Below are 25,431 nucleotides of genomic sequence, written 5' to 3' on the forward strand. Positions count from 1 at the left end.
CTATGCTCCGCCGATGACGAGCACCCGGCGCCGGCGCCCGACGCTGGACGACGTCGCCGAGGCGGTCGGGGTGTCCCGCGCGACCGTCTCGAACGCCTACAACCGGCCTGACCAGCTGTCCGCGCAGCTGCGGGAGCAGGTGCTGCGCGCGGCCAAGGACCTCGGCTACCCCGGACCGAACCCGACCGCGCGCAGCCTCGCCACGAGCCGGACTGGCGCGATCGCGTTCCTGCTCGACGCGTCGCTGTCGGCGGCGTTCTCGGACCCGGCGCTGTCGATCACGCTCGACGCGCTCGCGAAGGCGGTGGAGCCGACCGGCCACGCGCTGCTGCTGTTGCCCGGCGGCGAAGCCCACGGCGGGCCGCCTGCCGAGCGCGTGCTGGCCGCGCAGGCGGACATCGCCGTGGCCTACTCGCTGGCCGACGGCAGCCTGGCGCTGGAGGCCGTGCGCGACCGGGGGCTGCCGCTGGTGGTGATCGACCAGCCCCTGCTGCCGGACACCGCCCGCGTCGGCTGCGACGACCGGGCCGGGGCCGCGCTGGCGGCGCGGCACCTGCTGGAGCTGGGGCACCGGCGCTTCGCGATCCTGTCGGCGCCGCGGCAGTCACCCGACGGCCCGTCCGGTCTGGAGTCCGCGCGGGCGAGCTCGTTCCACGGCACGCGCGAGCGCCTGGCGGGCTACCTGTCGACGCTGTCCGCGGCGGGCGTGACCGACGTCGCGGTGTCCGAGGCGCCGTGGCTGTCGGCGGACACCGCCCGGGCGAGCGCGGCCGAGCTCCTGACCGGCACGCCCCGGCCGACGGCGCTGCTGTGCATGTCCGACCAGCTGGCGCTGGCCGCCGTCGCCGCCGCCCGGCAGCTGGGCCTTCGCGTGCCGGACGACGTCTCGGTGGTCGGCTTCGACGACACCCCGCAGGCCGCCTGGGCGGAGCCGCCGCTGACCACCGTCCGCCAGGACCTCGCCGGCAAGGGGCGCACCGCGGGCGAGCTGATCCTGCACTTGATGTCCGGCGAGAATCCGCCTCCGCCGGTCGTGCTGCCGGTGTCGTTGATCCGCCGAAACAGCACGGCCGCCGTTTAGCAATACCGTTCACCGATCTGTGGACAACTCGCGCCGTTCGAGCGACGGAATACTACTTGTCCACAGACGTAGGAATGCGGGCAGACAAACCCACCCCCACCCGCCATCGTAGGAACCACACATTCCACGGCGGCCCACTCCGGCCGCCACCGAGGGGGGAGTTCCCACGATGTTCCGACGCCTGCTGCCGAAGCTGCCCGTGTTCCCCGGCCACTCCGGCCGGCCCACGACTCCGTCCCGCCTGCCGGGTTTGCCGGCGCGCCTGCCGCGCGTCCTGCTCCTGGCGACGGCCGGTTTGCTGGCGGGGACAGGGATGGCTTCTGCTGCTCCTTCGGGGCAGGCCGTGCACGGTTCCGCCGCTCCGTCGGCTCACGGCATCACCCACGCCTCCCCGGCGGCCGAGCACTTCACCCCTGCGACTCCCGGCTCGGCACTCACCATTCCGGCCCCGACCGCCACTTCCGACCCGGCTTGCGCCGTCGGCGAACTGTGCCTCTGGACCACCGAAACCTACTCCGGCACCACTCAGCACTACGACCTCCGCACCGCCAATCCCGAAGACTGCATTCCCCTGCCCGAGGGATTCGAAGGGCATTCCTTCGTCAACCGCCTGACCCGCGACGTCACCATCTACCAAAGCGAAGAATGCACGACCGAGGGAGACTTCACCACCTACCCGGGTGGCGGCACTTACGTTCCGCAATCTCCCTTCGTGGTTCGCGCCATCAAAATCTGGAACTGACGCGGCCACCGCGCCGACCTCCGCCCCGGGGCGCACGCACCCCACTTGCCACCCCGGGGCGCCCTCATCCGGCGTGCTCACCGGGCTTGCCCACCTCCGGGCGGCTCACCCGGCTCGCTCACTGCAAGGCGATCCCCACCAGCGACCTCACCCCGAGGCGCCCGGGCCCCCACCCGTCTTGATCGCCCCGGAGCCGCCACACCCTGCCCACCAACCCGGGCGGCACGCGCACCACCGTGCCCCCGGGACCTTCCACCTCCTCGTCACTTGACCTCGACCACCCGACCGGGACCGGCTGATCGGTCATCCCGCGGCCCCCACCGCGCCGCCCCACCGATCGCCGGCCCCCGGGGCCGTCCCCCGAACGGCCCCACCCCCGTGGGCGCGCCACCTTCCCCGTGTCCAGCGCGCCCACGGGGCCTTCCCCCGGTCCCCACCGCTGTCCCCAGCCGTCCGTCAACCGCGTCCGCGAACTCTCTTCACAGTCAGCTGGGCTACCCATTCATCACCACTGGCCGAAGTCCCGGCCACAACCCCACGAGGAACCCCCCATGCACCCCGACTCCCGCCCGACGACCTGCCGAAACCACGCCTCTCACCACCCCACCGAGACCCCTGCCGCGCACGCCAAAAAAGACGCCGTGGCGATCCCACCCATTCGAGCGGGATGTCGTGGGCGGGCAACGGCCGCGGGGAAGCCCGGAGCGTCCGATGAACCGCTGGTGAACGCGCCGCCGCCGGGCCGCCGCGGCAACGACCAAGATCACCCGCGCGGGGACCAGGCGGGGGCGCGGCATCCGGCGAATCCGGCGAACGAGACCTGAAACGATTCGACGGTGTCGAACGATCGAGAGGATGGCGACGACTAAGCTGCCGGTGCTGGAGATCGGCAACCGTCGTCGACCCGGGCCCTCGTAGCTCAGCTGGATAGAGCAAGAGCCTTCTAATCTCTAGGTCGCAGGTTCGAGTCCTGCCGGGGGCACCACCAGCGGAAATGCCGCGCGCAGTCAGCGCGCGGCATCCGCCGTGGCCGAGAAATCGGCGCCACGCCACGGGTCGCGTCGGCGCGGGCGAGAGCGCCCACTGTGGACGGCCCGCACCGGCCGTCGATCTTCCACACGACCGGACGCCGGATCGCGCAGCGGCCGAATGGGCCAACAGTTCCGGGCCGAGTTCCACTTGAGACACGCTTGTTATCTGGCGCCGCCACGCGGAATGCGCGACGGAGCGGTCACGCGCAGCCACAACGAACCCCTCGAGGACCCCGTGGACCACAACGAATCGCGAAACCGGCGGCGCGCCGGGAACCAGGTGGCGCGTGCGTTGTTCGACGAGGCGCGGCGCCCGCCGGGCTCGTGCGGCGGCACCTGCTCAAGCTGCGTTACCTCGCCGATCACCCGCAGCAGCACGGTGAAAACCCGGCCGCGCCGTTCCCGCTCGGCGGCACACCGCGCAGACGCCGCCGCACACCACCCGCAGTTCAGCTGGTGTTCGACTTCGCCGCGGAAGAAGAACCGAAGAACGACAGGACAACCATCGGACAGTCCACATCGGACGCTGCCTGACGCCCGACCGTAGGCGAACCGTATCTTCGAGTGACGAAGGGAGGGGTCGTGAACGTCGAGCAGGTGCGGGAAGCCCCCGTCGAACCGTACGCGGTCGGGGTGCCGGTGCTCAGGGTCGTCGACGTCGTCGGACGGCGGTCCGGGGAGTCGCGGCCGGTGGTGCTGAACGTCACGGAGCTGGACGGCCGGCAGTACGTCTGCGCGCCCGACGGCCGCGGCTGGGTGCGCAACCTGCTCGCCGCCGGGTACTGCCGCGTGGAGCGCGACGGGCCCCAAGGGCGGGACACCGTCCGGCGCGTCCGGCCCGTTGGCGACGAAGAAGCGCAGCCGGTACTCGAGACCCGGGCCGCGAACTTCCCGGACAGGCGGCTCACGACCGTGCTGCGCCTGGAACCCCTGGACTAGCCCGAGACACCCCGTTTAGGTGATGCACGTCATCTATCGATCATAAATAGATGAGGTGCATAATCTAAACCAGCAGATCGACCCAGTCGAAGGAGTCCCGGAGATGTCGCAGACCATCACCCCCAGCCAGCTGACCACCCCGAACCTCACCATCGAGGCCGGCAACGGCGTGACCTACGCCTACCGCCGCTTCGGCAACACCGAGCGCGACGTGCGCCCGCTCGTGTTCCTGCAGCACTTCCGCGGCAACCTCGACAACTGGGACCCGCAGCTGGTCGACGCGATCGCAGCCGAGCGCGAGGTGATCCTGTTCGACAACACCGGCGTCGGCGGCAGCTCGGGCGCCACCCCGCGCACCATCACCGCCATGGCGCACGACGCGCTGGCCTTCCTCGACGCGCTCGGGCTCACCGACGTCGACGTGCTCGGCTTCTCACTCGGCGGGTTCGTCGCGCAGGAACTCACCCTCATCCGGCCCCTGCTGGTGCACCGGCTCGTGCTCGCCGGCACCAGCCACGAAGGCGGCTTCGGCTTCCACACCTGGACCGGCGAGACCGGCACCGCCGCCAAGTCCGACGAGCCCGCCGCCGAGCACCTGCTGCACCTGTTCTTCGCGAAGACCCCGACCGGCGTCGCGAAGGGCTGGGAGTTCGTGCAGCGCATCTTCACCCGCACCGAGGACCGCGACGAGGGCGTCTCGCTCGCCACCCGCGACGCGCAGCTCGACGCGATCACCTCGTGGGGCATCCCGGACCCGAGCCGCCTCGCGCGCCTCGCCGCCATCACGCAGCCGACGCTGGTCGCCAACGGGGACAACGACATCATGGTCCCCACGCCCAACTCGAAGGTCCTGGCGGACCACCTGCCCAACGCCCGCCTCGCGATCTACCCGGGCGCCGGCCACGGCTTCCTGTTCCACTACGCCACCGAGTTCGCCGGCGACGTCAACGCCTTCCTCGGCTGATCCTCCACAACAGACAATGGTCCGGCACCACCGTGCCGGACCATTGTCGTGCGTTCACACAAAAATCCACAAAGGACTCACTCGTGCACGGTCTCGACCACCCGCCGGCGCGCGGCTTCCAGGAACTCGTCCGACAGCGGATCCCCCGCCGTCCCCCGGGCCAGGTACAGCGCGCCCACCAAGGTCGCCAGCGTCGCCATGTGGTCCTCCCGCGTGGCGGACTCACCGTCGAACTCGGCGAGCACGTCGAGGAACGTCCGCACGCCATCGGCATACGACTTGCGCAGCGGGCTCCCCTGCTCGTCCCGCGCCGCCTCGCCACCGAGCGCCGTGGCGGGACAGCCTTCGCCAGGCGTATCCCGGGATTCCTGCGACATGTACGAAGCCGCCAGCTCCGCGCGACGCTCGCCCACCGACGCCTCGGGGATCTGCCGCAGCTGCGCCGCGAGCTGCTCGAACGCCTCCGCCGCCGCCTCCCCGGCCAGCGCCTCCTTCGAGGCGAACTGCCGGTAGAACCCGCCCTGCGTGAGGCCCACTTCGCCCATCAGCTCGGCCACACTGACGCCGCCGACGCCCCGCTCGCGGAACAGCCGCGCGGCTGCCGTGACGACCTCACTGCGGTGCCGATCGGCCTCGGCTCGTGACACGCGTCCCATGCGTCCTCCTCAAGGGAAACCTCTCCCCATGATATATGAGGACCGTCATCTTTTCCCCGTCGACGACCGTGACGCCCACGACAGCCCCGCCACGCCCCCCATGACACGTTGGGGGACTCAAGGGGTGGAACCACCGGAATCCGGACATTTCCCGAAAGCGGAAACCCCGCATTCGAAGGAAAGGCGGCGAGGATGAAAACTCGAATCGCTTCCTGGGCCACAGCCGGCGCACTCGTGTGCGGCGGCCTGGTGGCCACAGCCCTGCCCGCGGCGGCCGACCAGGTGCCCGGCAACCCGGACCGGTTCTACGCCTACTGTTCCATCGACGTGCTCGTTTTCCCCTTGGCCTGCACGGAAACCGACGCCAAGCACACGTCGCACGAGTGTTCCTACGTGCTCTACGGCGTGGACCTCACGATCGCCTGCGAAAGAATCTGACCACGGGCGCTCAAATCTGGCCGGCCCACGATTCCACGCGCTCGGTCCCGATGTCGGTGTCGTATCCGTGACCCGGGTGCACCACCGTTTCATCGGGCAGCACGAGCAATTTCCGGCGCACCGAATCATGCAGCGTCGATCGGCTCGACATCACGTCGCCGGTCATGCCCGGGCCGCCGGACAGGAGCGTGTCGCCGCTGAAGAGCAAGCCTTCGTCGGGCAGGTGCAAACACACCGAACCCGCCGTGTGACCCGGGGTGTGCAGCACAACCACCGGTGAGCCGGCGACGGTGAGCACCTGCCCATCGGCCAGCTCGGCGTCGGGGCGGCGGCCGGGGTTGACCGTGGCCCACAGCTTGGCGTCGCCGGGGTGCAGCAGCACGGGCGCACCCGTCGCGTCGGCCAGGGCGAGCGCGGCGTCGGCGTGGTCGTTGTGCGCGTGGGTGCACAGGATGCCCAGCACATCGCGCCCGTCGATCGCGGCGGCGATGGCGGTCGAGTCGAATCCGGCGTCGACCACCAGCACCTCCTCCTCGTCGCCGAGGAGCCAGATGTTCGTGTCGACGGCGAAAGACACCCCGTCGAAGCGGTAGTTCCCGGCGGTCACCGTGAGATCGACGTCCACGCCCGGGACGATCGCACGCACCACGAGCCGCGGTGGTCTCAAATAGCGACAGCTCAACGCGGGCGCAGCCCGTCGACAAGCGTCGCGATGGTCTCGTCCACCAACTGCGCCACCGGCCGCGCCCCACTCATGCCGCTGGTCACCAGAGACGCGAGCCCCTGCAGCGTCGCGAAGATCGCGAACGCCACGTGCTCACCCGCCACCACGTCGCCGCCCGCCTGCGCGCGGGCGATCATCGCCGACGTCGCGGCGAACGTCCGGTCCGCCACCGCCCGCAGGTCACGGGCGTCCTCGCGGTTCTTCGCCGCGAACATCAGGTCCAGCAGCGCCGGCCGCCGCGTCGCGAAACCGACCCACGTATGCGCGAAGGCCAGCAGCGCGGCGGCGAACGGCGCGCCGTCGTCCGCGCGCGCCGCCTCGAGCTCGTGCCCCAGCTGCTCGAAACCCCGCTCCGCGAGCGCGTCGAGCAACGCCCGCTTGTCCGCGAAGTGCTGGCGCGGCGCGCCGTGGCTCACCCCCGCGTCGCGCGCCAGCTGCCGCAGCGACAGCTCGTCGGGCCCCGACTCCTCCAGCACCCGCTCGGCGTTCTCGAGCAGCACCGCCCGCAGGTTGCCGTGGTGGTAGCTGGTGCGCGCCTCCGTCATGGCCGGAACCCTACGCGAGTGTAGGCAGCGACAACACCTTGACGAACCCCGCACCGCTCCCTAGGTTGTCCGGACATAGGACGTCGGACATCCCATGTCCTGTGTCTCTCCCCCCATCCCCACTGACGAGGAGGCGGAACGTGTCACCGATCCGCAGGTTCGGGACGACTCTTCTCGCGGCAGCCGCACTCGGGCTGTCGTTCACCCCCGCGGCCACGGCCGCACCCACGCACCACGGCTGCGCGTCGTCGGTGCCCTTCACCTCCGGCTCCGAGGGCTACGACACCTTCCGCATCCCCGCGGTGGTGCGCGCCGCCGACGGGTCGCTGGTGGCGTTCGCCGAAGGCCGGCGCGATTCGGCCGGCGACTCCGGCGCCATCCAGACCGTGTCGAAAACCTCGCGCGACGGCGGCTGCACCTGGAGCCCGCCGACCGTCGTGGACAGCAACGGCGACAACACCGCCGGCAACCCCACACCGGTCGTGGCGCGCGACGGCGAGCTCGTGCTGCTGACCGTCCACAACGGACCGGTCAGCGAAGCGCAGATCATGTCCGGCACCGCGTCCGCGCAGGACACCCGCCGCGTGTTCGTGTCCAGCAGCCGCGACAACGGCCGCACCTGGACGCCGACCCGCGACATCACCTCCGAAACCAAACTGCCCACCTGGCGCTGGTACGCCACCGGTCCGGGGCACGCCACGCTGCTGCGCCACGGCCCGCACGCCGGCCGGATCGTGGTGCCCGCCAACCACTCCAGCGCTCCCCCCGCCGGTTCCACCGACATCGGCACGGAGGCGAAGTACTACGGCGGCCACGACCTCTACAGCGACGACAACGGCCGCACCTGGCACATCGGCTTCACCGACGACCGCACCGACGGCGTGATCGCCGCCAACGAGACGTCGATGACCGAGCTGCCCACGGGCGCGCTGTACTTCACCAGCCGCAACCAGGGCTCCGCCGCCGACCACCGCGTCGACGGCTACAGCTTCGACGGCGGGAAGACGCTCGTGCGGCCGTACCAGGTGCAGCCGGGGATCTCCGGCACGAAGGTGGAAGGCAGCGTGCTGCAGACCACGATCCCTTGGCTGCTGCTGTACTCCGGCCCGGCCGACCCGGCCACCCGCGCGGTGATGCAGCTGCGGCTCAGCTCCGACGGCGGGCGCACGTGGCGCGCGGGCCGCACGCTGACGAGCAATCCGGCGGGCTACTCCGACCTCGTGCAAGCCGACCCGGCGACGGTCGGCCTGCTCTACGAGACGGGCACCGCCGGCCCGTACGAAAGCGTGGTGTTCCAGCGCATCCCGCTCACCGACGTGCGCTGACCCACACCTCGGTCCTGCCGCGCCTGGGGGTGCGGCAGGATCGGGGGCCGGTGCGGAAGGGGGCACGGCGATGACCGAAGACCGGTGGATCCGGCGCTACCACCCGGCGGACGACGCACCGGCGCGGCTGGTGTTCCTCCCGCACGCGGGCGGATCGGCGTCGTTCTTCCACCCGTTCTCGAAGGCACTCTCGCCCGACGTCGACGTGCTCGCCGTGCAGTACCCCCGCCGCCAGGACCGGTTCGGCGAACCGCCGCTCACGCGGATCCCGGACCTCGCCGACGCGATCACGCAGGCGTTGCTGCCGTGGCTCGACGTGCCCGTGGTGCTCTTCGGCCACAGCATGGGCGCCACCCTCGCGTACGAAGTCGGCCTCCGGCTGGAAGCACGCGGGTCTGGGCCGCACGCTGTCGTCGTCTCCGCTCGCCGCGCCCCGTCCCGCCCGGGCGACGACACCCGACACCTGCTCGACGACAACACCCTGCTCGCCGAAGTCGCGAACCTCAGCGGCACCGACCCGCGCGTGCTCGCCGACGAAGAGCTGCGCGCCCTGGTCCTCCCCGCGCTGCGCGCCGACTACACCGCCGTCGAAACCCACACCCACCCCGACGCCCCGCCGCTCGCGGCGCCGATCCACGCACACGCCGGCGCCGACGACCCGCGCGTGACCCCCGAGGACGTTCGAGCCTGGTCCGCCCACACCACCGGCGGCTTCGACTTCACGACCCACCCGGGCGGCCACTTCTACCTCACCGAACGGCTTCCGGACGTGGTGGCGGCACTGCGGAAGACCCTCGTGATCACCCAGTAGGGTGCGCGAAATGGGACTGCGAAAGCTCCTCACCGGGTTCGGCAAGACCACCGCGTTCGCCGCGCTCGGGCGGGCCCTCGTCCCGGCCGACCGCGTGATGTTGCGCGTGACCGGCGGACGCCTGGGTGTCGGCACGCCGCTGGGTCTGCCGGCCCTGCTGCTGACCACGGTCGGGCGCACGAGCGGCGAGCCGCGCCAGGTGCCGCTGCTCTACGTCGAACGCGACGGGGGCTACGTCGTGATCGGCTCCAACTGGGGCGGCGAGAAACAACCCGCGTGGTCGGCGAACCTGCTCGCCCAGCCCGACGCGACCGTCAGCATGCGCGGGCGCACCACCGAAGTCCGCGCCCGGCTGCTCGAAGGCGACGAGCGCCAGGAGATGTGGGACGCCGTGGCCCGGTACTGGCCCGCCTACGACACGTACGCCGTGCGCGCCGCCCATCGCGAAATCCGGGTGTTCCTCCTCTCGCCCCGGTAGCTTGGGCCATTCGGCCGAGCGAAGGAGAGGCGGATGCCGCACTACGCGATCCTGATCTACGAGCGCGAGACGCCCGGCGGCGGCGCGGATCTCCCGCCCGAGCTGCTCGAAGAGCACGCCCGCGTCGAGGACCGCATCACCGCTTCCGGCGGCACGCTGATCGCCGGGTACGCCACGCAGCCCTCGGCCATGACGCGATCGCTTCGCGGCGCGTCGGTCACCCCCGGCGCCTTCGCGGTGAGCCCGGAGGCCATGGCCGGCTTTTTCATCGTCGACGCGCGCGACCTCGACCACGCCGTGGAGATCGGCGGTTTCGTCCCGGTCCTCGACGGCGGCGTCGAGGTCCGGCCGCTGCTCGGCGGCTGAGTCTCAGCGCGTGAGCACCGGCGCCAGGCCGAACACCTCGAACACCGCGGGGTCCTGGAACACGACGGTGTGCGCGACGCGGCCGTCGGCGATCGAGAACACCTGCACCGTGTGCAGGCGGAAGTCCGAGCCGTCCCAGCAGTAAGCGGCGAAGGCCGGCTGGCCGTTGGCGTGCGTGCGCTGCAGCTGCCAGCGCGTGCCGCGCATCTCGAACACGCGCGCCATGAAGCGGGCGTAGTCGTCGCGGCCGCGGTACCAGAGCGGGACGGGCGGCATCTCCAGCACGACCTCGTCGGTCAGCAAGGCCACCAACGCCTCGACGTCCGCCTTTTCGAAAGCCCGGACGTAGTCGTCGATCACCTCTTCGCCGGATTCGGTGAGCTCGTCGGCCGACACCCCGGCGACCCCGCTTCGCGCGCGTTGCAACGCGCTGTTCACCGAGGCCGTGGTGGTGCCGAGCAAGTCGGCGACCTCTGCGGCGCTGAAATCGAGCACGTCGCGCAGCACGAGCACAGCGCGTTGACGTGGGGGCAGCAGCTGCATCGCCGCGACGAACGCGAGCCGCACGCCCGAGCGCGCGGCGGTGACGGCGGCCGGGTCGTCGGGCAGCGGCTGCAGCCACGGCACGTCGAACGCCGGTACGAGCGGCTGCAGCGGATCTTCGCTCGGGCCGCCGAGCCCCGTCGGCAACGGACGGCGGGCGCGGCCTTCGAGCGCGGTGAGGCACGCGTTGGTCGCGATGCGGTAGAGCCAGGTCCGGATCGAGGCGCGCGTGCTGTCGTAGCGTTCCCACGCGCGCCAGGCGCGCAGCATCGTCTCCTGCACGAGGTCCTCGGCCTCGTGCACCGAGCCGAGCAGGCGGTAGCAGTGCACCACCAGCTCGGCCCGGTGCGGACCGGTGCTCGCCGCGAAGTCGGGCACGTCAGTGCGCCGGGGCGTTGCTGTAGGCGGCGACCGACCACGAGCCGGCGGCGCGGGTCAGGACCCAGGTGGCGATGCGCTCGCGTTCGGTCGGCAGCGACTCCTCGCCGGCGAACAGGATCCCGGCGCGGCTGACGACGATCGCGGTGTCGCCCTCGACGCGCACGTCCTGCGGCTCGTCGACGCCGCGAGAACCCTTGAGCGGGCCGGCGAACGCGGCGCCCATGTACTCGCGCACTGCGGCGCGGCCCTGGTGGAAGACGCCGGGCATCACCACGGTCGCGTTCTCGGTGTACAGCGCGGCGAACGCCTCGGCGTCGTTGTCGGCCCACGCGGCGTAGAGGCTGGTCAGCAGGTCGCGGATCTCGGCGGGGGTGGCGGTGGTGGTCATCGTGGTGGTCCCTTCCCTGAAGTGGTTTCGCAGGGACATACCGGCGGGCCGCCCGGAACTCATCGCTGTGCCGGCAGAAACTTCTCGGCTCGCGATTGCAGGTAGCGGCGCTCGGGCAGGCTCGACGTCCGTTTGGCCGCCCGGAGGTAGTGCGCGTGGGCCGCGTCGGTGTCGCCGGCGAGCTCCAGCAGGTGGGCCCGCACGGCGTCGAGGCGATGGCCCTGTTTGAGCCGGCTGTCGTCCTCGACGGTGGCTAGGAGGGCCAGCGCGGCGGCCGGCCCGTCGACCATCGCGACGGCGATCGCGCGGTTGAGCGTCACGACCGGGCTCGGGGCGAGCTCCGCCAGCACGTCGTAGAGCTCGACGATCTGCGGCCAGTCCGTGGTCTCGGTGCTCGCCGCGCGGTCGTGCAGCGCGGCGATCGCGGCCTGCACCTGGTACGGACCCACGGGTCCTCGCTCGAGCGTGCGGCTCACGAGTTCGACGCCCTCGACGATCAGCGGCACCGTCCACAAGCGACGGTCCTGATCGGCCAGCGGCAGCAGTGCGCCCTCGTGCGTCCGCGCGGGGCGGCGGGCGTCGGTGAGCAGCATCAGCGCGAGCAGGCCCGCGACCTCACCGTCGTCGGGCAGGAGCGTGCGCACGGCGCGGGTCAGCCGGATCGCTTCCGCCGTCAGCTCCACTCGGTGCAGTTCCTCGCCCGAAGACGCGGTGTAGCCCTCGTTGAAGATCAGGTACAGCACGTGGAGCACGACCTGCAGCCGCGAAGGCCAGTCCTCGGCCGAAGGCTCGGCAAACGTCGACCCCGCGGCCGCGATGCTCTCCTTCGCGCGCGTGATCCGCCGCATCATCGTGGCTTCGGGCACGAGGAACGCGGTCGCGATCTCAGCCGTGGTCAGGCCCCCGACCGCGCGCAACGTCAACGCGACCTGCGAGCTCGGCGTCACCGCCGGGTGGCAGCAGAGGAACAGCAGCGTCAACGTGTCGTCGTGCTCCGGCGTGCGGTCCGGGCCCGGCCCCGGCACCGCCTGCGTGACCTCCTGGACGGCCAGGTTCTCTTCGCGCCGGCGGCGAGCGCTCTCGCTGCGCCAGAGGTCGGTGAGCCGCCGGGTCGCGACGGTGAGCAACCACGCGCGCGGGTTGTCGGGCACGTCCCCGTCGGCCCACTGCTCGACGGCCGCGAGCAGCGCCTCCTGCACGGCGTCCTCGCAGGCCTCGAACTGGCCGTACCGGCGCACCAGCACCCCGAGCACCTGCGGCACGAGCGGCCGGAGCAGTTCGACGTCCATCAGCCGGACTCGGTCTCGCCCTCGGCTCCGGCGAAGAACGCGACCGGGCGGACCTCGATGCCGAGGCCTTCGATTCCGGCGTCGGGGATCATCGCGGCGACCTCGAGCGCGCGTTCCCGGTTCTCGCACTCAACGAGGTAGAAGCCCGCGAGGAACTCCTTCGACTCGATGAACGGCCCGTCGGTCACGGCCGGGATGCCGCCGCGCACGCGCACCACGGCGCTGTCCGCGGGTGCGCCGAGCGCCTGGGTGTTGATCATCTCCCCCGACGCGCGGATCTTCGCGATGAAGTCCCCGTGCCCGGCCATCACCGAGTCCTTGGTCTCCTCCGAGAGTCCATCCCAGACCTCGGGGTTCATGTGCATCGTCAGCAGAAACTTCACGTCGTCCTCCCCAGGAGCCGGATCCTGAACGGCCTCAACCTAGCGGACGCGACCGTGTCCGGAAGCGCTTCGCCGCTCCGACCCTCGGCCGAAACCACCTTTCGGAAGGGGACCCGAAATGCCCGCCACCCGTCGCGCCTGGCTCGGCCTGGCCGTGCTGATGCTGCCCACGCTCCTGGTCGCGCTCGACATCGGCGTCGTGTTCCTCGCGCTGCCCGCGATCAGCGTCGAGCTTGGCGCGAGCGGGGTGCAGCAGCTCTGGCTCACCGACGTCTACGGCTTCCTGATCGCCGGCTTCCTCATCACCATGGGCACGCTCGGCGACCGGATCGGGCGGCGGAAGCTGCTGCTCATCGGTGCGGCCGCGTTCGGGGTGCTGTCGATCGTGGCGGCGTTCGCGCCCGACGCCGGCACGCTCATCGTCACCCGCGCGTTGCTCGGCATCGCGGGCGCGACGTTGATGCCCTCGACGCTCGCCTTGATCAGCACGCTGTTCCCCGACGCGAAGCAGCGCGGCACGGCGATCTCGCTGTGGGCGTTGTGCCAGTTCGGCGGCGCGGCCCTGGGGCCGGTGCTCGGCGGGGTGCTGCTCGCGCACTTCTGGTGGGGTTCGGTGTTCCTGCTCGGCGCGCCCGTGATGCTCATGCTGCTGGTGGCCGGCCCGCTCGTGCTGCCGGAGCACCGTGGGACCGGCGGCGCTGGCGGCGCTGGTGGCACGAAGCTCGACCCGGCGAGCGTCGTGCTGTCGCTGGCCACTGTGCTGCCGGCGGTGTGGGGGATCAAGGAGCTGGCCACCGGTGGCGGAACCACTGCGGCACTGGCGGTGCTCGCCGGGCTCGGGTTCGGCGTCGCGTTCGTGCGGCGGCAGCGCCGGCTGACGACGCCGTTGCTGGACCTGTCGTTGTTCCGCCGTCCGCAGGTCGGGGCGATCCTCGCGACGATGCTGCTCACCGGCCTGTTCATGGCGGGCACCGGGATGCTCGTGAGCCAGTACTTCCAGCTGGTGCTCGGTCTGTCGCCGCTGACCGCCGCGCTCTGGTACGCGCCCATGGGGCTCGCGATCGGCCTCGGCTGCGTGCTGACGCCGGCGATCGTCCGCCGGGTTTCGCCGCGGGCCGCGATCACCGCGGGGCTGGTGCTGGGCGTCGGCGGGTTCGCGCTGGTCGCGTTCGCGGGGACGGCCGCGGGACTGCTGCCGGCGTCGGCGGGGCTCGCGGTTGTGGCGTTCGGCGACGGGCCGCTGGTCGCGCTGGGCACGGGGATGATCGTGGGCTCGGTGCCGCCGGAGCGCGCCGGCTCGGCCGCGTCGACGTCGGAAACGTGCCTGGACCTGGGCGCGACGCTCGGCATGGCGCTGCTGGGCTCCCTCGCCGCGGCCGTCTACCGGGCTCGGCTCGTGGTGCCGTCCGGTGTCGACGTGGACCGGGCGCGCGAAAGCCTGGCCGGTGCGGAGACGGTCGGTTCGCCGGCGCTGACGGCGAGTGCGCACGCGGCGTTCGGGTCGGGACTGTCCACAGTGGCCTGGGTGAGCGCGGTCGCGTTCGCGGTGCTGTCGGTGGTTGCGGGAAGGGCGTTGAAGCGACGGGAGCGTCAGAGCCGGGTGGAGATGCCGTCGAGCAGGCAGTCGAGCCCGAGCGTGAACTGAACGTCTTCGGCGGGGGTGGCCGGGGCGTGCGGGTCAGCGCCCAGGAAGTCCTTGACCACGCGTTCGAGCAGCGGGTAGCGCGGCTGTGCGTCACTGCCGATGTCGACGAACCAGGCGCCGGCGAGCTCCTGGACGTCGTCGAGCCCGCGGAACCCCTGCCTCTGCCACATCTTCATCTCTTCGGTCCGCTGCAAGGCCTGGCCGACGACGTAACCGTCGAGCAGCCGGTGGTAGGAGACCGCGGCCGAGAGGTCCTGGCCCAGGCCGACGAAGGTGCTCAGCACGAACTCCTGGCGGCGGCTCGCGTGCGGCCCGGCGGGCGGGCGCTGGTGCACGAGCTCGGCGAACCAGGGGTGGCGTTTCATCATCGTCCACGAGTCGTGCGAGACCCGGGTGAGATCGGCTCGCCAGTCTCCGCCCGGCTTCTCGGGCGTGGTGACCTCGGCGTTCGCCGCGTCGAGCATGAGGTCGACGAGACCGTCCTTGTTGTGCACGTAGCGGTAGAGCGACATGGGCGTGGACGAGCCCAGCTCCTTCGCGACGGCGCGCATGGTGAGTGCGTCGGAACCGCCGGAGTCGGCGATCGCGATCGCGGTCCGCACGATCTCCGCGCGCCCGAGGCCCCACCGTCGTTCGGGCGGTTCGGGCAGCAGCCAGATCGGCGGGGTCGGGGTTCCCTGAGCGCTCAAGCGGCCTCCTGTCGGTTGCGTTGATCCTACTCGGCGTGTACAACGTACATAGAGTGTACGACGTACACATCCGGATTGGATGTGTACGGGTCAGCCGAGCTGGGGGTTGTCGTGAGCGAACGGACACAGGTGCTGATCAGCGGTGGTGGGGTCGCCGGGTTGACGGCGGGGTTATTGCTGCACCGCCACGGCGTGCGCGCGGTGCTGGTGGAGAAGCACGCGAGCACGTCACCGCAGCCGAAGGCACGGCGGTTCAACCACCGCAGCAACGAGGTGTTCCGCGCGCTGGGCCTGCGCGACGCGGTGGCGGAGGCGAGTGCGCCGCTGGCGTCGTTCGCGGGGATGCTGAGCGGGCCGACGCTGGCCGAGGCGAAGTGGCCGGAGATCACGCCGGCGATGCGGGCGGGCATCGCGCAGTACGGCCGGATGAACGACCACAGTCCGGCGCCGAGCGTGCTGTGCCCGCAGGACGTGCTGGAGCCGGTGCTGCGGCGCGCCGCGGAGGACCGCGGGGTTTCGGTGCGGTTCTCGACGGAGCTGGTGTCGTTCACACAGTCCTCGTCGGGGGTCACCGCGGCGCTGCGTTCTGCCGGGGGCGAGGGCTCGGAGGTGGCAGCCGATTACCTGATCGCGGCCGACGGGGCACGCAGCCCGGTCCGCGAGGCGCTGGGGATTCCGCGCAGCGGCTACGGTCACCTCGCGAACAACCTCGACATCGCGTTCCGCGCCGACCTCACGGAACTGGTGCGGGACAAGAAGTTCAACCTGTGCCAGATCGAGAACCCGGCGGCGTCGGGCGCGTTCGTGTCGGTGAACGGCACCGACCGCTGGCTGTTCTCCACGTCGGACTTCCCCGGCTCTCAGACCCTGGGCGACGACGGCTGGCGCGACCTGCTGCGCGCCATGGTCGGCGTGCCGGACCTCGACGTGGAGGTGCTGAGCCTGATGCCGTGGGAGTCGGGCATGTACGTGGCCGACCGCTACGCCGAGGGCCGCGTCTTCCTCGCCGGCGACGCCGCGCACGCCATGCCGCCCATGGCCGCGGCCGGCGCGAACACCGCGATCGGCGACGTCCACAACCTGGCGTGGAAGCTCGGGGCCGTGCTCGCCGGGTCCGCGTCACCGGCACTGCTTGACACCTACCACGCCGAACGCCACCCCCTCGGCTACGCGACGGCCGAGTTCTCCAGCCGGGTCAGCGGGCACCTCGGCACCATGATCGCGTCCGTGACCAGCGGCGAAGTCCCCGTCGACCCGGTCACCGCCCTGTTCGGCGCACAGTACGACGAGGGCGCCTTCGTCCCCGACACCCGCGGCCCCGCGCCGTTCGACCGCTACGCCCCCGGCGGCCGTCCCGGCACCCGCGTGCCCCACGCGTGGGTCTCCCCCGGGGTGTCCACTGTGGACCTCGCCGGCCCGGACTTCGCACTCCTGACTCCTCCCGGCGAGACCCACTGGACCGCGACGGCCCGCCACCTCGGCCTCCGCACTGTTTCGGTCCCCGCCCCCGCCTGGCTCGACTCCGTCGCCCTCTCGCCCGACGGCGCCCTCCTCCTCCGCCCCGACGCCGTGGTCGCGTGGCACTCGGCCTCCGCCATCCCCCTCGACGACGCCTGCGCCCGCATCCTCGGCCAACCGGCGGCCGTCGGTGGATGATCACTCGCCCGGGCGGGCGTCCCCCGAGGTTTGCCCACCCCGCTCGGCGCGGCTCACCGGCCGCCCGCGCAGGCGGCCACCAGGCGGCCGGGCTCACCGGCCGAAGTACTCCGCCGGATCCCCCACCCAGCCGACATGCGCATCAGGCCGAACCAGCACCTCCCCGCCATCCCGCGCGAACACCACCCGGTCCGGCAGCCCGGCCGGACGGTGGTCACCGATGTAGACGAAACGGCCTCCCCGCAACTGCTCATACAACCGGCCACCCGGGAGGTCGCGGTCCTCGGCACGAGCGCCGACAAGACGGTCTGCACCAGCCGGCGGCGCGTAGCGGATCCCGACACCCGAGATCACGCCGGCGACGCGGCGGGCGAGCGGGGCCGCGGAGAGGGCGGCACCCAGGAGCCGGTTGCGGGCTTCGCGGAGAACGAGCGGCTTGATCATCGCCAGGCGGATGATCGCGCCGCTGCTGCGGAGGACGAGGCGGCCGACCGGGTGGCGCTCGGCTTCGTAGGTGTCGAGCAGGGTCTCCGGCAGGCGACCGGCCAGCACCTCGGCCAGCTTCCAGCTCAGGTTGGCCGCGTCCTGCAGGCCTGTGTTCATGCCCTGGCCGCCGGCGGGTGAGTGGACGTGGGCGGCGTCGCCGGCGAGGAAGACGTGGCCGGAGCGGTAGTGCGGGGCCTGGCGCTCGTCGCTGTGGAAGCGGGAGAGCCAGCGCGCGTCGTGCATGCCGAGGTCGGTGCCGAGGGAGCGGCGGGTGATGTCGCGGACCTCGTCGAGCGAGAGCGGCGCGTCGTCCGGAACCTGGGAGCGCCGGTCCCAGGCGAAGACGCGGTAGTAGCCGTCGCCGAAGGGGGCGACGAACGCGAAGCCGTCGCCGACGCCGTTGACCATGAGGAGGTCTTCGGGCGGCGAGTCGAGCCGGACGTCGGCCAGCATGATCGACTTCAGCACCGAACGGCCGGGGAACGGCAGGCCGAGCTGGCGGCGCACGACACTGTGCAGCCCGTCGGCGCCGACGAGGTAGCGGGCGCGGTAGAGCTGGCCGTCGGCGGTGGTGACGTCGACGCCGTCGTGGTCCTGGGCGAGCGTGCGCACCTCGGCGCCCCACACGAACTTCGCGCCGAGCCGTTCGGCGCGCGAACGCAGGATCTCCTCGGTGTGGGTCTGCGGCGTGATCAGCAAGTAGCCGTAGCGCGAGGGCAGCTTCGCGAGGTCGATCTCGACCCGGTCGAACAGCCGCAGCTCGCGCAGCCGCGCGCCGGTGGCGATGAGTTCGTCGGCGACGCCGCGTACGTCGAGGTGCTCCAGCGTGCGGGCGTGGACCCCGAACGCCCTGGTCAGGTTCGATCCCGTGGTCCGCCGTTCGAGCACCGTCACGGCCACGCCGGCTTCGGCGAGATCGCCCGCGAGCAGCAGCCCCACGGGTCCGGCTCCGACGACCAGCACTTCCGATTCCATGTCGACCCCCAAGTCAACATCCGTTTGCCAACACCTGTTGGCATCCAGTAGACGCCCTGGTACTAGCCATGTCAACACCCGTTGGCCTACAGTTGTTGGCATGACCTCGGCCCGACCCCGGCGCTCCGACGCGACGCGCGCGGCGATCCTGAACGCCGCCCGCGAACGCTTCGCCGCGGACGGGTACGAGCGCGCGACGATCCGCGCGATCGCGGCCGACGCGGCCATCGACCCGTCGATGGTGATGCGCTACTACGGCTCCAAGGAGAAGCTCTTCGCGGCCGCGGCCCACTTCGACCTGCGCCTGCCCGACTTCACGCAGCTGCCGCTCGAAGAAGCCGGCACGCTGCTCGCGCGGCATGTGCTGGCGCGTTGGGCGGGTGACGAGACGTTGTTCGCGCTCCTGCGCGCGGGCGTCACGAACGAGACGGCGGCCGAACGCATGCGCTCGATCTTCGCCGACCAGCTCGGACCGCAGGTCGCGAAGGTGTGCCCGGACCCCGCCGAGGCGCCGGTGCGCGCCGGGCTGATCTCGTCGCAGGTGCTGGGCCTGGCGCTGTGCCGGTTCGTGCTGCGGCTACCGCCGGTCGCGGAGATGACCGAGGACGAGGCCGTGCGCTGGCTCGGGCCGACCCTGCAGCGCTACCTCGTGGGGTACTGACTCAATGGGGTACTGAGCTCACTCGAACCGCGTGGCGTCGCCCGCGCCGTAGCGGACGATCTCCGCCTCGCCGGACGAGAAGTCGACCACCGTGGTCGGCTCGACGCCGCAGTCGCCGGAGTCGAGCACCGCGTCGAGCTGGTGATCGAGTTCTTCCTTGATCTCCCAGCCCTGGGTGAGGGGCTCACCGGAGTCGGGCAGCAGCAGCGTGCTCGACAGGATCGGCTCCCCCAGCTCGGCCAGCAGCGCCTGCGTGACCACGTGCTCCGGGATGCGCACGCCGACGGTCTTCTTCTTCGCGTGCATCAGCCGCCGCGGCACTTCCTTGGTCGCGGGGAGGATGAACGTGTACGGCCCGGGCGTGGTGGCCTTGATCGCCCGGAACACCGTGTTGTCCACGTGCACGAACTGCCCGAGCTGGGCGAAGTCCTGGCAGACGAGCGTGAAGTGGTGCCGGTGGTCGAGCTTGCGGATCGCCCGGATCCGCTCCATGCCCTCCTGGTTGCCGAGCCGGCAGCCGAGCGCGAAGCAGGAGTCGGTGGGGTACGCGATGAGCCCGTCTTCGCGAAGCAGGTCCACGACCTGGGCCAGCGAGCGCCGCTGCGGGTTCTGCGGGTGCACGTCGAAATAGCGGGCCATGCGGCGAGCTTAGGGGTGATCCACCTCGGGGGCCGGGCGGGCCCGCCAGCGAGCGGCGAGGCAAAGTGTCGGCGTGCACGCTCTCTGGTCCACGGACGAACAGTGGTCGCTGCTGCTCCCCGTGCTGCTCGCGCTGGTGCTGAGCACGGCGATCGGCCTCGAGCGCGAGGTCGGCAACAAACAGGCCGGCCTGCGCACGCACACCCTGGTGGGCGTGGGGTCGGCGGTGTTCATGCTCGTGTCGAAGTACGGGTTCGCCGACCTGCTGAACACCGAGCACGTGGCGCTCGACCCCTCGCGGATCGCGGCGCAGATCGTCTCGGGCATCGGGTTCGTCGGCGGCGGGTTGATCTTCGTGCGCCGCGACGCCGTGCGCGGGCTGACGACGGCCGCGACGGTGTGGCTCGCGGCGGCGGTCGGCGTCGCGTGCGGCGCGGGGCTGCCCGTGCTCGCGGTGGCGACGACCGTGGGACTGATCGTGATCACTCGCGGTTTCCCGCCGCTTTCCCGGTTCGTGGCACGGCATCGGCGCGAACCACCCATTCTGCGGCTGAGCTACTCCGACGGGCACGGAGTTTTGCGAAACGTTCTCGCGGGCTGTACCGGACGCGGCTGGGTGGTCCACCAGGTGGCGGTCGACAGGGAGACGGTTTCCGAAGAGGGGCAACGGATCGCGGTCGTCACGCTGCGGTTGCAGGGCCGCGGTGATCTTGCGGAATTGACGGCCGAACTCGCGGAACTGCCCGGCGTGCGGAGCACCGCGACGGGCGCGCAAGATCCACTCGAAGATTGATCGTGTGCCCGCCCCCCACAGCGGCCCGGTCTTCGGGCACACTGGACGGCACACGGAAACCTCGGTGTGGCAAAGGAAACATCGCGCCCGAGGAGAAACCATCCAAATGGGAGGTGAGGCCATGGCCCCCGAAGATGGCGAGGACCTGATGTCCGTCGAGCCCCGTTTCGACCCGGCATGGCGCGGCTTTCACCGAGGCCAGGTCAAGGAATTCGTGGTCTGGGCCCAGGAAGAGCTCCGCCGGGTGGCGGCCGAACGCGACGCGGCGATGTGGCGCGTGGCCCGGCTGGCGCAGCACAACCGCGAGCTGCACGCGACGATCGACCGCATCAGCCGCACGCCCATAGAAGCCGACGCGCTCCAGGAACGATCACGGCGCATGATCGAGCTGACTCGCGAAGAAGCTTCGGAAATCATCACGCGGGCAAAGGAAAAGGCGGAGCAGACGCGGCTCGACGCGGAGGCCGAGGCCGTGCGACTCACCGAGAAGGAACGCGCGCTCGTCGCCGCGACCGAGGAAGATCGCCGCCGCCAGCACGCCGCCCACGAGGAGTTCATGCGCCGCGCGGCCGCCGAACGCGCCGCCGCCGACGAGGCCGCCGTGAAGCAGCGCCGCCGCATGGAGGAAGACCTCACCGAGGCCCTGCACCGGCGCCGCACCGCGACGATCACCGAACTGGACATCCAACGCACGAAAACGCTGCGCGAGCTCGACGCCCACCGCACCGAAACGTTGCGCAACCTGGCTGCCCAGCGCACGGAAACCCTGCGCGACCTGGAGAACCAGCGCACGGAAACCCACCGGGCACTCGCCGCGCAGACCGCCGAAGCGCAGACGGAGGCCGACACCCGGGTCCGCCGCGCGACCGAGCACGCCAACGACATCGTCACCCAGGCCGACGACCGCGTCGCCGAGCTGACAGCCATCCACCACCGCCTGAAAACGGCGCTCACCGGCACCCGCGAGCTCCTGGCGTCGGCGACCGCCGCGCTGGACCCGCGACCCGACGACACCGGCACCGCCGTGCCTGTCCAGCGCCGTAAACCGGCGCTCACCGAGGCGACCACAACCGGCTGACCTGCGGTTGTCTCACTCCCACAACTTCTATCGAGCCGACTGAGCACGGGGTCGCCGGCCCGGCTTTTCACCCCGGCCCCGGCGTGGAGCGCCCCGCCGAGATCACGCGCGCCCCTAAGTTGGGGCCATGACCATCACCGGGCCGAGGACGTCGACGCGGTTGCTGCTCGTCGTCGTGTGCGTGGTGGTGCTGGCGACGGCGACCACGCTCGCCAACCGGGTGTTGCCGGGCTGGGCGTACCCGGTCTGCGGAGCCGTGACGGCGGCGGTGCTGCTCGCGCTGGCGTTCGGCGCCGGGTACACGCCGGCCGACCTCGGCGTCAGCCGCGCGACGCTCGGGCGGGCGGCCCTCACCGGGCTGGTCGGGGCGGCGTTCTTCCTCGTCGTCTTCGGCATCGCGGCCGTGGTGCCGGCGTTACGGACCGTCTACGACGACGGGCGCGTCGGCGACCCCGACCTGCTGCAACTGCTGTGGCTCACGCTCGGGCGGATCACGTTCGGCACGGTGATCGTCGAGGAGATCGCGTTCCGCGGCGTGCTGCCGGCGCTGCTCGGCGCGCGCGACGACCGCTGGCGGTGGGGGCCGATCCTCGGGGCGTCGGCGTTCTTCGGGCTGTGGCACTTCCTGCCGGCGCTGGCCGTCGGGCGCAACGCGGCCGTGCACGCAGCACTCGGCGGCATCCCGACGCAGCTGCTGCAGGTGCTCGCGATGGTCGCGGCCGCGGCGGCGGGCGTCTTCCTGTACGCGTGGCGGCACTTCGGCCGGGGAGTACTGGCGTCGGTACTGGTGCACTTCACGACGAACGTCGGCGGGCTCGTCATCGCGGTGGCCGTGCAGGCGTGAATACGCATACCCCGTATCGGATACGTGGGGTGGGTATACTCGACGACGTACAGGTGCGAACGAAGGGGACGATGCGCGATGACGGGCTACGGCAACGAGCGGGATGCCTATCTGAAGCGTCTGCGCCGCATCGAGGGACAGATCCGAGGCCTGCAGCGCATGGTCGAGGAGGACAAGTACTGCATCGACATCCTCACGCAGGTGTCGGCGGCCACGAAGGCGCTGCAGTCGTTCTCGCTGGAGCTGCTCGACGAGCACTTGGCCACCTGCGTCGTGCAGGCCGCCGCGGCCGGGGGCGAGGAAGCCGACCTGAAGGTCCGCGAGGCCTCCGACGCGATCGCACGGCTGGTCCGCTCGTAGGTCCGGACAATGAAAAGAGGGGCGCCCCGGCCAGGCGTCCCTCTTTTTTTCAGCCTGGTTCAGCGCGGTTCAGCGTGCGGCGCGGAAGCCGCGCAGGCGGAGACTGTTCGAGACCACGAACACCGACGAGACGGCCATGGCGGCACCGGCGATCATGGGGTTGAGCAGGCCGAACGCCGCCAGCGGCAGGGCCGCGACGTTGTAGGCGAAGGCCCAGAACAGGTTGCCCTTGATCGTGGCGAGCGTGCGCCGAGCGAGGCGGATGGCGTCGACCGCGGCGCGGAGGTCACCGCGGACGAGGGTGAGGTCGCCGGCCTCGATGGCGGCGTCGGTGCCGGTGCCCATCGACAAGCCGAGGTCGGCCTGGGCCAGGGCGGCGGCGTCGTTCACACCGTCGCCGACCATCGCGACCACGCGGCCCTCGGACTGCAGCCGCTTGACCACCGCGACCTTGTCTTCGGGCAGGACCTCGGCGATCACCTCGTCGATGCCGGCGGCTTCGGCGATCGCTTGAGCGGCGCCGGCATTGTCGCCGGTCAGCAGGACCGGCGTGAGGCCGAGGGCGCGGAGTTCGGCGACGGCTTGGGCCGAGGTGGGTTTGATCGTGTCCGCGACGACCAGCACGGCCTTGGCTGCGCCGTCCCAGGCCACGAACACCGCGGTGGCGCCCTGCTGCTCGGCCGCCGCCTTGGCGTCGGCGAGGGAACCGTCGACGTGGATGCCCCAGTCGGCCAGAAAGGCGGCGCGGCCGGCGAGGACGGCGGTGCCGTCGACGAGCCCGGTGACGCCGAGGCCCTCGGTCGAGCGGAACTCCTGGACCGCGGGCAGCTCGCCGATGCGGTCACGGGCACCGGCCACGATGGCCTTGGCGATGGGGTGTTCCGAGGCGTCTTCGACGGCTCCGGCGTAGCGCAGGACCTCGGCTTCGGTGATGCCGTCGGCGGGGTGGACGCCGGTGAGGCTCATGCGGCCGGTGGTGACGGTGCCGGTTTTGTCGAGCACGACGGTGTCGACGCGCCGGGTGGACTCGAGCACCTCGGGGCCTTTGATCAGGATCCCGAGCTGGGCTCCGCGGCCGGTGCCGACCAGCAGCGCCGTGGGCGTGGCGAGGCCGAGCGCGCAGGGGCAGGCGATGATCAGCACGGCGACCGCGGCGGTGAAGGCTTCGGCGACGTCGCCGCCACTCGCCAGCCACGCGACGAGCGTGATCAGGGCGAGCATGAGGACGATCGGGACGAAGATCCCGGATACGCGGTCGGCCAGCCGCTGCACGGCGGCCTTGCCGTTCTGGGCCTCCTCGACGAGCCGCGCCATCTGGGCGAGGCGGGTGTCGTCGCCGATCCGGGTGGCTTTCACGACCAGCCGGCCGCCGACGTTCACGGTCGCGCCGGTCACGGCGTCGCCGGTGGCGACTTCGACGGGCACGGATTCGCCGGTGATCATGCTGACGTCGACCGCGGAGCTGCCCTCGGTGACCACGCCGTCGGTGGCGATCTTCTCCCCGGGCCGCACGACGAAGGTGTCGCCCACTCGCAGCTCGCTCACGGGGACGCGGCGTTCGGTGCCGTTCGCCAGGACGGTGACGTCCTTCGCGCCGAGTTCGAACAACGCGCGCAAGGCGGCGCCGGAGCGGCGCTTGGCTCGGGCTTCGAAGTAGCGGCCGGCCAGGATGAACGTGGTCACGCCGGAGGCGACCTCGAGGTAGATGCTGTTCGTGCCCATCCCTGGGGTCACGGTGAGGGTGAAGGCGTCGCGCATGCCGGTCATGCCGGCGGTGCCGAAGAACAGGGCGTAGAGCGACCAGAGCGTGGCGGCGGAGACACCGAGGGAGATCAGCGTGTCCATGGTCGCGGCGCCGTGGCGCAGGTTGGTCCACGCGGCGCGGTGGAACGGGAACGCGCCCCACACCACGACCGGCGCGGCCAGGGTGAGCGAGAGCCACTGCCAGTTGTCGAACTGCAACGCGGGGACCATCGCGAGCAGGATCACCGGCACCGTCAGCAGCGCCGAGTAGACCAGCCGGTCCCGCAGGGGACGCGTCTCGTCCTCCGGCTCGGAGGCTTCGGGCTTCTCGGGTTCGGGGCGCTGCGCCGTGTAGCCGGTGGCCTCGACGACACCGACCAGGTCGTCGACCGAAATCGTGGCGGGGAACTCGACGTGGGCCTTCTCGGTGGCGTAGTTGACGCTCGCCGTGACCCCGTCGACCTTGTTCAGCTTGCGTTCCACGCGGGCGGCGCACGAAGCGCACGTCATCCCGCCGATGACGAGCTCGACCGTCTGCGGAGCGTGTGTCGTCGTGGTCATGGCGGCCTACGCGACGAGCCGGTAGCCGGCCTCGGTCACGGCCGCCGAGACGGCGTCCACGGCCAGCGGCTGCTCGCTGACGACCTTCACCGCGCCCGACGCGAGGTCCACGTCGACTTCCCGGACACCGGCGAGCTCTCCGACCTCTTCACGCACCGCGCCGACGCAGTGCGCGCAGGTCATACCCTCGACGGTGTAGGTGGCTTCGGTCATCACC

Annotated in this window: 29 protein-coding genes and 1 tRNA gene; 18 read left to right on the top strand and 12 right to left on the bottom strand. The window is 71.4% G+C overall.

All coding sequences use genetic code 11. From position 1 onward, the window contains the following. Nucleotides 1-13: 13 nt before the first annotated feature. From K1T34_RS04400 to K1T34_RS04425, 6 genes are all read left to right on the top strand, one after another. Nucleotides 14-1,081, top strand: coding sequence for a LacI family DNA-binding transcriptional regulator (locus K1T34_RS04400; protein ID WP_220243012.1), 1,068 nt, complete (start codon nucleotides 14-16; stop codon nucleotides 1,079-1,081). A 313-nt stretch (nucleotides 1,082-1,394) separates the two neighbouring features. Further along, nucleotides 1,395-1,823 (top strand): peptidase inhibitor family I36 protein, encoded by a 429-nt coding sequence (locus K1T34_RS04405; protein ID WP_220246995.1) that lies wholly within the window; start codon nucleotides 1,395-1,397, stop codon nucleotides 1,821-1,823. Between the two features lie 908 nt (nucleotides 1,824-2,731). Next, nucleotides 2,732-2,808 (top strand) — tRNA-Arg (locus tag K1T34_RS04410). Between the two features lie 370 nt (nucleotides 2,809-3,178). Continuing rightward, the gene (locus tag K1T34_RS04415; RefSeq protein WP_220243013.1) at nucleotides 3,179-3,388 is read left to right on the top strand and encodes a hypothetical protein; all 210 of its coding nucleotides are present in this window, start codon (nucleotides 3,179-3,181) and stop codon (nucleotides 3,386-3,388) included. A gap of 48 nt (nucleotides 3,389-3,436) precedes the next feature. Further along, nucleotides 3,437-3,793: a hypothetical protein gene (locus K1T34_RS04420; RefSeq protein ID WP_220243014.1), complete on the top strand. Its 357-nt coding sequence runs from the start codon at nucleotides 3,437-3,439 to the stop codon at nucleotides 3,791-3,793. 103 nt (nucleotides 3,794-3,896) lie between these two features. Further along, entirely contained in the window at nucleotides 3,897-4,757 is an 861-nt protein-coding gene (locus K1T34_RS04425; RefSeq protein WP_220243015.1) for an alpha/beta fold hydrolase, read from the top strand. A gap of 77 nt (nucleotides 4,758-4,834) precedes the next feature. Here the strand turns inward: K1T34_RS04425 and K1T34_RS04430 are convergent, their stop codons facing one another. Further along, nucleotides 4,835-5,413, bottom strand: a complete 579-nt coding sequence (locus K1T34_RS04430) for a TetR/AcrR family transcriptional regulator (RefSeq protein WP_220243016.1) — start codon at nucleotides 5,411-5,413, stop codon at nucleotides 4,835-4,837. Between the two features lie 192 nt (nucleotides 5,414-5,605). On the opposite strand from K1T34_RS04430, the gene K1T34_RS04435 reads away from it, so the two are divergent. Beyond that, nucleotides 5,606-5,851 carry a hypothetical protein gene (locus K1T34_RS04435; RefSeq protein ID WP_220243017.1) on the top strand — a complete coding sequence of 82 codons (246 nt, stop codon included), beginning with the start codon at nucleotides 5,606-5,608 and terminating at the stop codon, nucleotides 5,849-5,851. Nucleotides 5,852-5,861: 10 nt separating this feature from the next. Here K1T34_RS04435 and K1T34_RS04440 read toward each other — a convergent pair whose 3' ends face one another. Together K1T34_RS04440 and K1T34_RS04445 are read right to left on the bottom strand one after the other, a co-directional pair. Beyond that, entirely contained in the window at nucleotides 5,862-6,476 is a 615-nt protein-coding gene (locus K1T34_RS04440) for an MBL fold metallo-hydrolase (RefSeq protein WP_220243018.1), read from the bottom strand. 53 nt (nucleotides 6,477-6,529) lie between these two features. Continuing rightward, nucleotides 6,530-7,120, bottom strand: a complete 591-nt coding sequence (locus K1T34_RS04445) for a TetR/AcrR family transcriptional regulator (RefSeq protein ID WP_220243019.1) — start codon at nucleotides 7,118-7,120, stop codon at nucleotides 6,530-6,532. 140 nt (nucleotides 7,121-7,260) lie between these two features. On the opposite strand from K1T34_RS04445, the gene K1T34_RS04450 reads away from it, so the two are divergent. The 4 genes from K1T34_RS04450 to K1T34_RS04465 all read left to right on the top strand — a co-directional run bounded on the left by K1T34_RS04450 (nucleotide 7,261) and on the right by K1T34_RS04465 (nucleotide 10,100). Further along, nucleotides 7,261-8,445 (top strand): exo-alpha-sialidase, encoded by a 1,185-nt coding sequence (locus K1T34_RS04450; protein WP_255638306.1) that lies wholly within the window; start codon nucleotides 7,261-7,263, stop codon nucleotides 8,443-8,445. Between the two features lie 70 nt (nucleotides 8,446-8,515). Beyond that, nucleotides 8,516-9,256: a thioesterase II family protein gene (locus K1T34_RS04455; protein WP_220243020.1), complete on the top strand. Its 741-nt coding sequence runs from the start codon at nucleotides 8,516-8,518 to the stop codon at nucleotides 9,254-9,256. Nucleotides 9,257-9,266: 10 nt separating this feature from the next. Then, nucleotides 9,267-9,734 carry a nitroreductase family deazaflavin-dependent oxidoreductase gene (locus K1T34_RS04460; RefSeq protein WP_220243021.1) on the top strand — a complete coding sequence of 156 codons (468 nt, stop codon included), beginning with the start codon at nucleotides 9,267-9,269 and terminating at the stop codon, nucleotides 9,732-9,734. A gap of 33 nt (nucleotides 9,735-9,767) precedes the next feature. Continuing rightward, nucleotides 9,768-10,100 (top strand): YciI family protein, encoded by a 333-nt coding sequence (locus K1T34_RS04465; RefSeq protein ID WP_220243022.1) that lies wholly within the window; start codon nucleotides 9,768-9,770, stop codon nucleotides 10,098-10,100. Nucleotides 10,101-10,103: 3 nt separating this feature from the next. On the opposite strand, the gene K1T34_RS04470 is transcribed toward K1T34_RS04465, so the two are convergent. Genes K1T34_RS04470 through K1T34_RS04485 form a run of 4 tightly spaced genes read right to left on the bottom strand, consistent with a single transcriptional unit; the run spans nucleotide 10,104 to nucleotide 13,084 of the window. Further along, entirely contained in the window at nucleotides 10,104-11,021 is a 918-nt protein-coding gene (locus tag K1T34_RS04470; protein WP_220243023.1) for a sigma-70 family RNA polymerase sigma factor, read from the bottom strand. Nucleotide 11,022: 1 nt separating this feature from the next. Further along, nucleotides 11,023-11,412 carry an SgcJ/EcaC family oxidoreductase gene (locus K1T34_RS04475; RefSeq protein WP_220243024.1) on the bottom strand — a complete coding sequence of 130 codons (390 nt, stop codon included), beginning with the start codon at nucleotides 11,410-11,412 and terminating at the stop codon, nucleotides 11,023-11,025. A gap of 59 nt (nucleotides 11,413-11,471) precedes the next feature. Beyond that, the gene (locus K1T34_RS04480) at nucleotides 11,472-12,701 is read right to left on the bottom strand and encodes an RNA polymerase sigma factor (RefSeq protein ID WP_220243025.1); all 1,230 of its coding nucleotides are present in this window, start codon (nucleotides 12,699-12,701) and stop codon (nucleotides 11,472-11,474) included. Beyond that, a complete protein-coding gene (locus K1T34_RS04485; RefSeq protein WP_220243026.1) occupies nucleotides 12,701-13,084 on the bottom strand; it encodes a YciI family protein in 384 nt (127 codons plus the stop codon). Before K1T34_RS04485 ends, K1T34_RS04480 begins: the two co-directional genes overlap by 1 nt. Before the next feature lie 118 nt (nucleotides 13,085-13,202). Here K1T34_RS04485 and K1T34_RS04490 point away from each other — a divergent pair, with 118 nt between their 5' ends. Beyond that, nucleotides 13,203-14,729, top strand: coding sequence for an MFS transporter (locus K1T34_RS04490; protein WP_220243027.1), 1,527 nt, complete (start codon nucleotides 13,203-13,205; stop codon nucleotides 14,727-14,729). Here the strand turns inward: K1T34_RS04490 and K1T34_RS04495 are convergent. Further along, nucleotides 14,675-15,418 (bottom strand): TetR/AcrR family transcriptional regulator, encoded by a 744-nt coding sequence (locus tag K1T34_RS04495; protein ID WP_220243028.1) that lies wholly within the window; start codon nucleotides 15,416-15,418, stop codon nucleotides 14,675-14,677. The genes K1T34_RS04490 and K1T34_RS04495 overlap by 55 nt on opposite strands. A gap of 111 nt (nucleotides 15,419-15,529) precedes the next feature. Between K1T34_RS04495 and K1T34_RS04500 the strand changes: the two genes are divergently transcribed. After that, a complete protein-coding gene (locus K1T34_RS04500) occupies nucleotides 15,530-17,074 on the top strand; it encodes an FAD-dependent monooxygenase (protein WP_220243029.1) in 1,545 nt (514 codons plus the stop codon). A gap of 93 nt (nucleotides 17,075-17,167) precedes the next feature. Here the strand turns inward: K1T34_RS04500 and K1T34_RS04505 are convergent, their stop codons facing one another. Beyond that, a complete protein-coding gene (locus K1T34_RS04505) occupies nucleotides 17,168-18,523 on the bottom strand; it encodes an FAD-dependent monooxygenase (RefSeq protein WP_255638307.1) in 1,356 nt (451 codons plus the stop codon). Between the two features lie 112 nt (nucleotides 18,524-18,635). Between K1T34_RS04505 and K1T34_RS04510 the strand changes: the two genes are divergently transcribed. Beyond that, nucleotides 18,636-19,196, top strand: a complete 561-nt coding sequence (locus tag K1T34_RS04510) for a TetR family transcriptional regulator (RefSeq protein ID WP_220243031.1) — start codon at nucleotides 18,636-18,638, stop codon at nucleotides 19,194-19,196. 18 nt (nucleotides 19,197-19,214) lie between these two features. Here K1T34_RS04510 and K1T34_RS04515 read toward each other — a convergent pair whose 3' ends face one another. Further along, entirely contained in the window at nucleotides 19,215-19,835 is a 621-nt protein-coding gene (locus K1T34_RS04515; protein WP_220243032.1) for an L-threonylcarbamoyladenylate synthase, read from the bottom strand. A 73-nt stretch (nucleotides 19,836-19,908) separates the two neighbouring features. Between K1T34_RS04515 and K1T34_RS04520 the strand changes: the two genes are divergently transcribed. From K1T34_RS04520 to K1T34_RS04535, 4 genes are all read left to right on the top strand, one after another. After that, complete coding sequence (locus K1T34_RS04520; RefSeq protein ID WP_220243033.1) at nucleotides 19,909-20,628, top strand: MgtC/SapB family protein; 720 nt, start codon at nucleotides 19,909-19,911, stop codon at nucleotides 20,626-20,628. A 121-nt stretch (nucleotides 20,629-20,749) separates the two neighbouring features. Further along, nucleotides 20,750-21,706, top strand: coding sequence for a hypothetical protein (locus K1T34_RS04525; RefSeq protein ID WP_220243034.1), 957 nt, complete (start codon nucleotides 20,750-20,752; stop codon nucleotides 21,704-21,706). Nucleotides 21,707-21,833: 127 nt separating this feature from the next. Beyond that, entirely contained in the window at nucleotides 21,834-22,550 is a 717-nt protein-coding gene (locus K1T34_RS04530; protein ID WP_220243035.1) for a CPBP family intramembrane glutamic endopeptidase, read from the top strand. Nucleotides 22,551-22,628: 78 nt separating this feature from the next. Next, nucleotides 22,629-22,910, top strand: a complete 282-nt coding sequence (locus K1T34_RS04535; protein WP_220243036.1) for a metal-sensitive transcriptional regulator — start codon at nucleotides 22,629-22,631, stop codon at nucleotides 22,908-22,910. Nucleotides 22,911-22,979: 69 nt separating this feature from the next. Here K1T34_RS04535 and K1T34_RS04540 read toward each other — a convergent pair whose 3' ends face one another. Both K1T34_RS04540 and K1T34_RS04545 read right to left on the bottom strand, forming a co-directional pair. Then, nucleotides 22,980-25,214 carry a cation-translocating P-type ATPase gene (locus tag K1T34_RS04540; protein WP_220243037.1) on the bottom strand — a complete coding sequence of 745 codons (2,235 nt, stop codon included), beginning with the start codon at nucleotides 25,212-25,214 and terminating at the stop codon, nucleotides 22,980-22,982. A 6-nt stretch (nucleotides 25,215-25,220) separates the two neighbouring features. Then, nucleotides 25,221-25,427 (bottom strand): heavy-metal-associated domain-containing protein, encoded by a 207-nt coding sequence (locus K1T34_RS04545; RefSeq protein WP_220243038.1) that lies wholly within the window; start codon nucleotides 25,425-25,427, stop codon nucleotides 25,221-25,223. Nucleotides 25,428-25,431 lie beyond the last annotated feature (4 nt).

Source organism: Amycolatopsis sp. DSM 110486 (genome assembly GCF_019468465.1).
In the GTDB taxonomy this organism is placed as follows: domain Bacteria; phylum Actinomycetota; class Actinomycetes; order Mycobacteriales; family Pseudonocardiaceae; genus Amycolatopsis.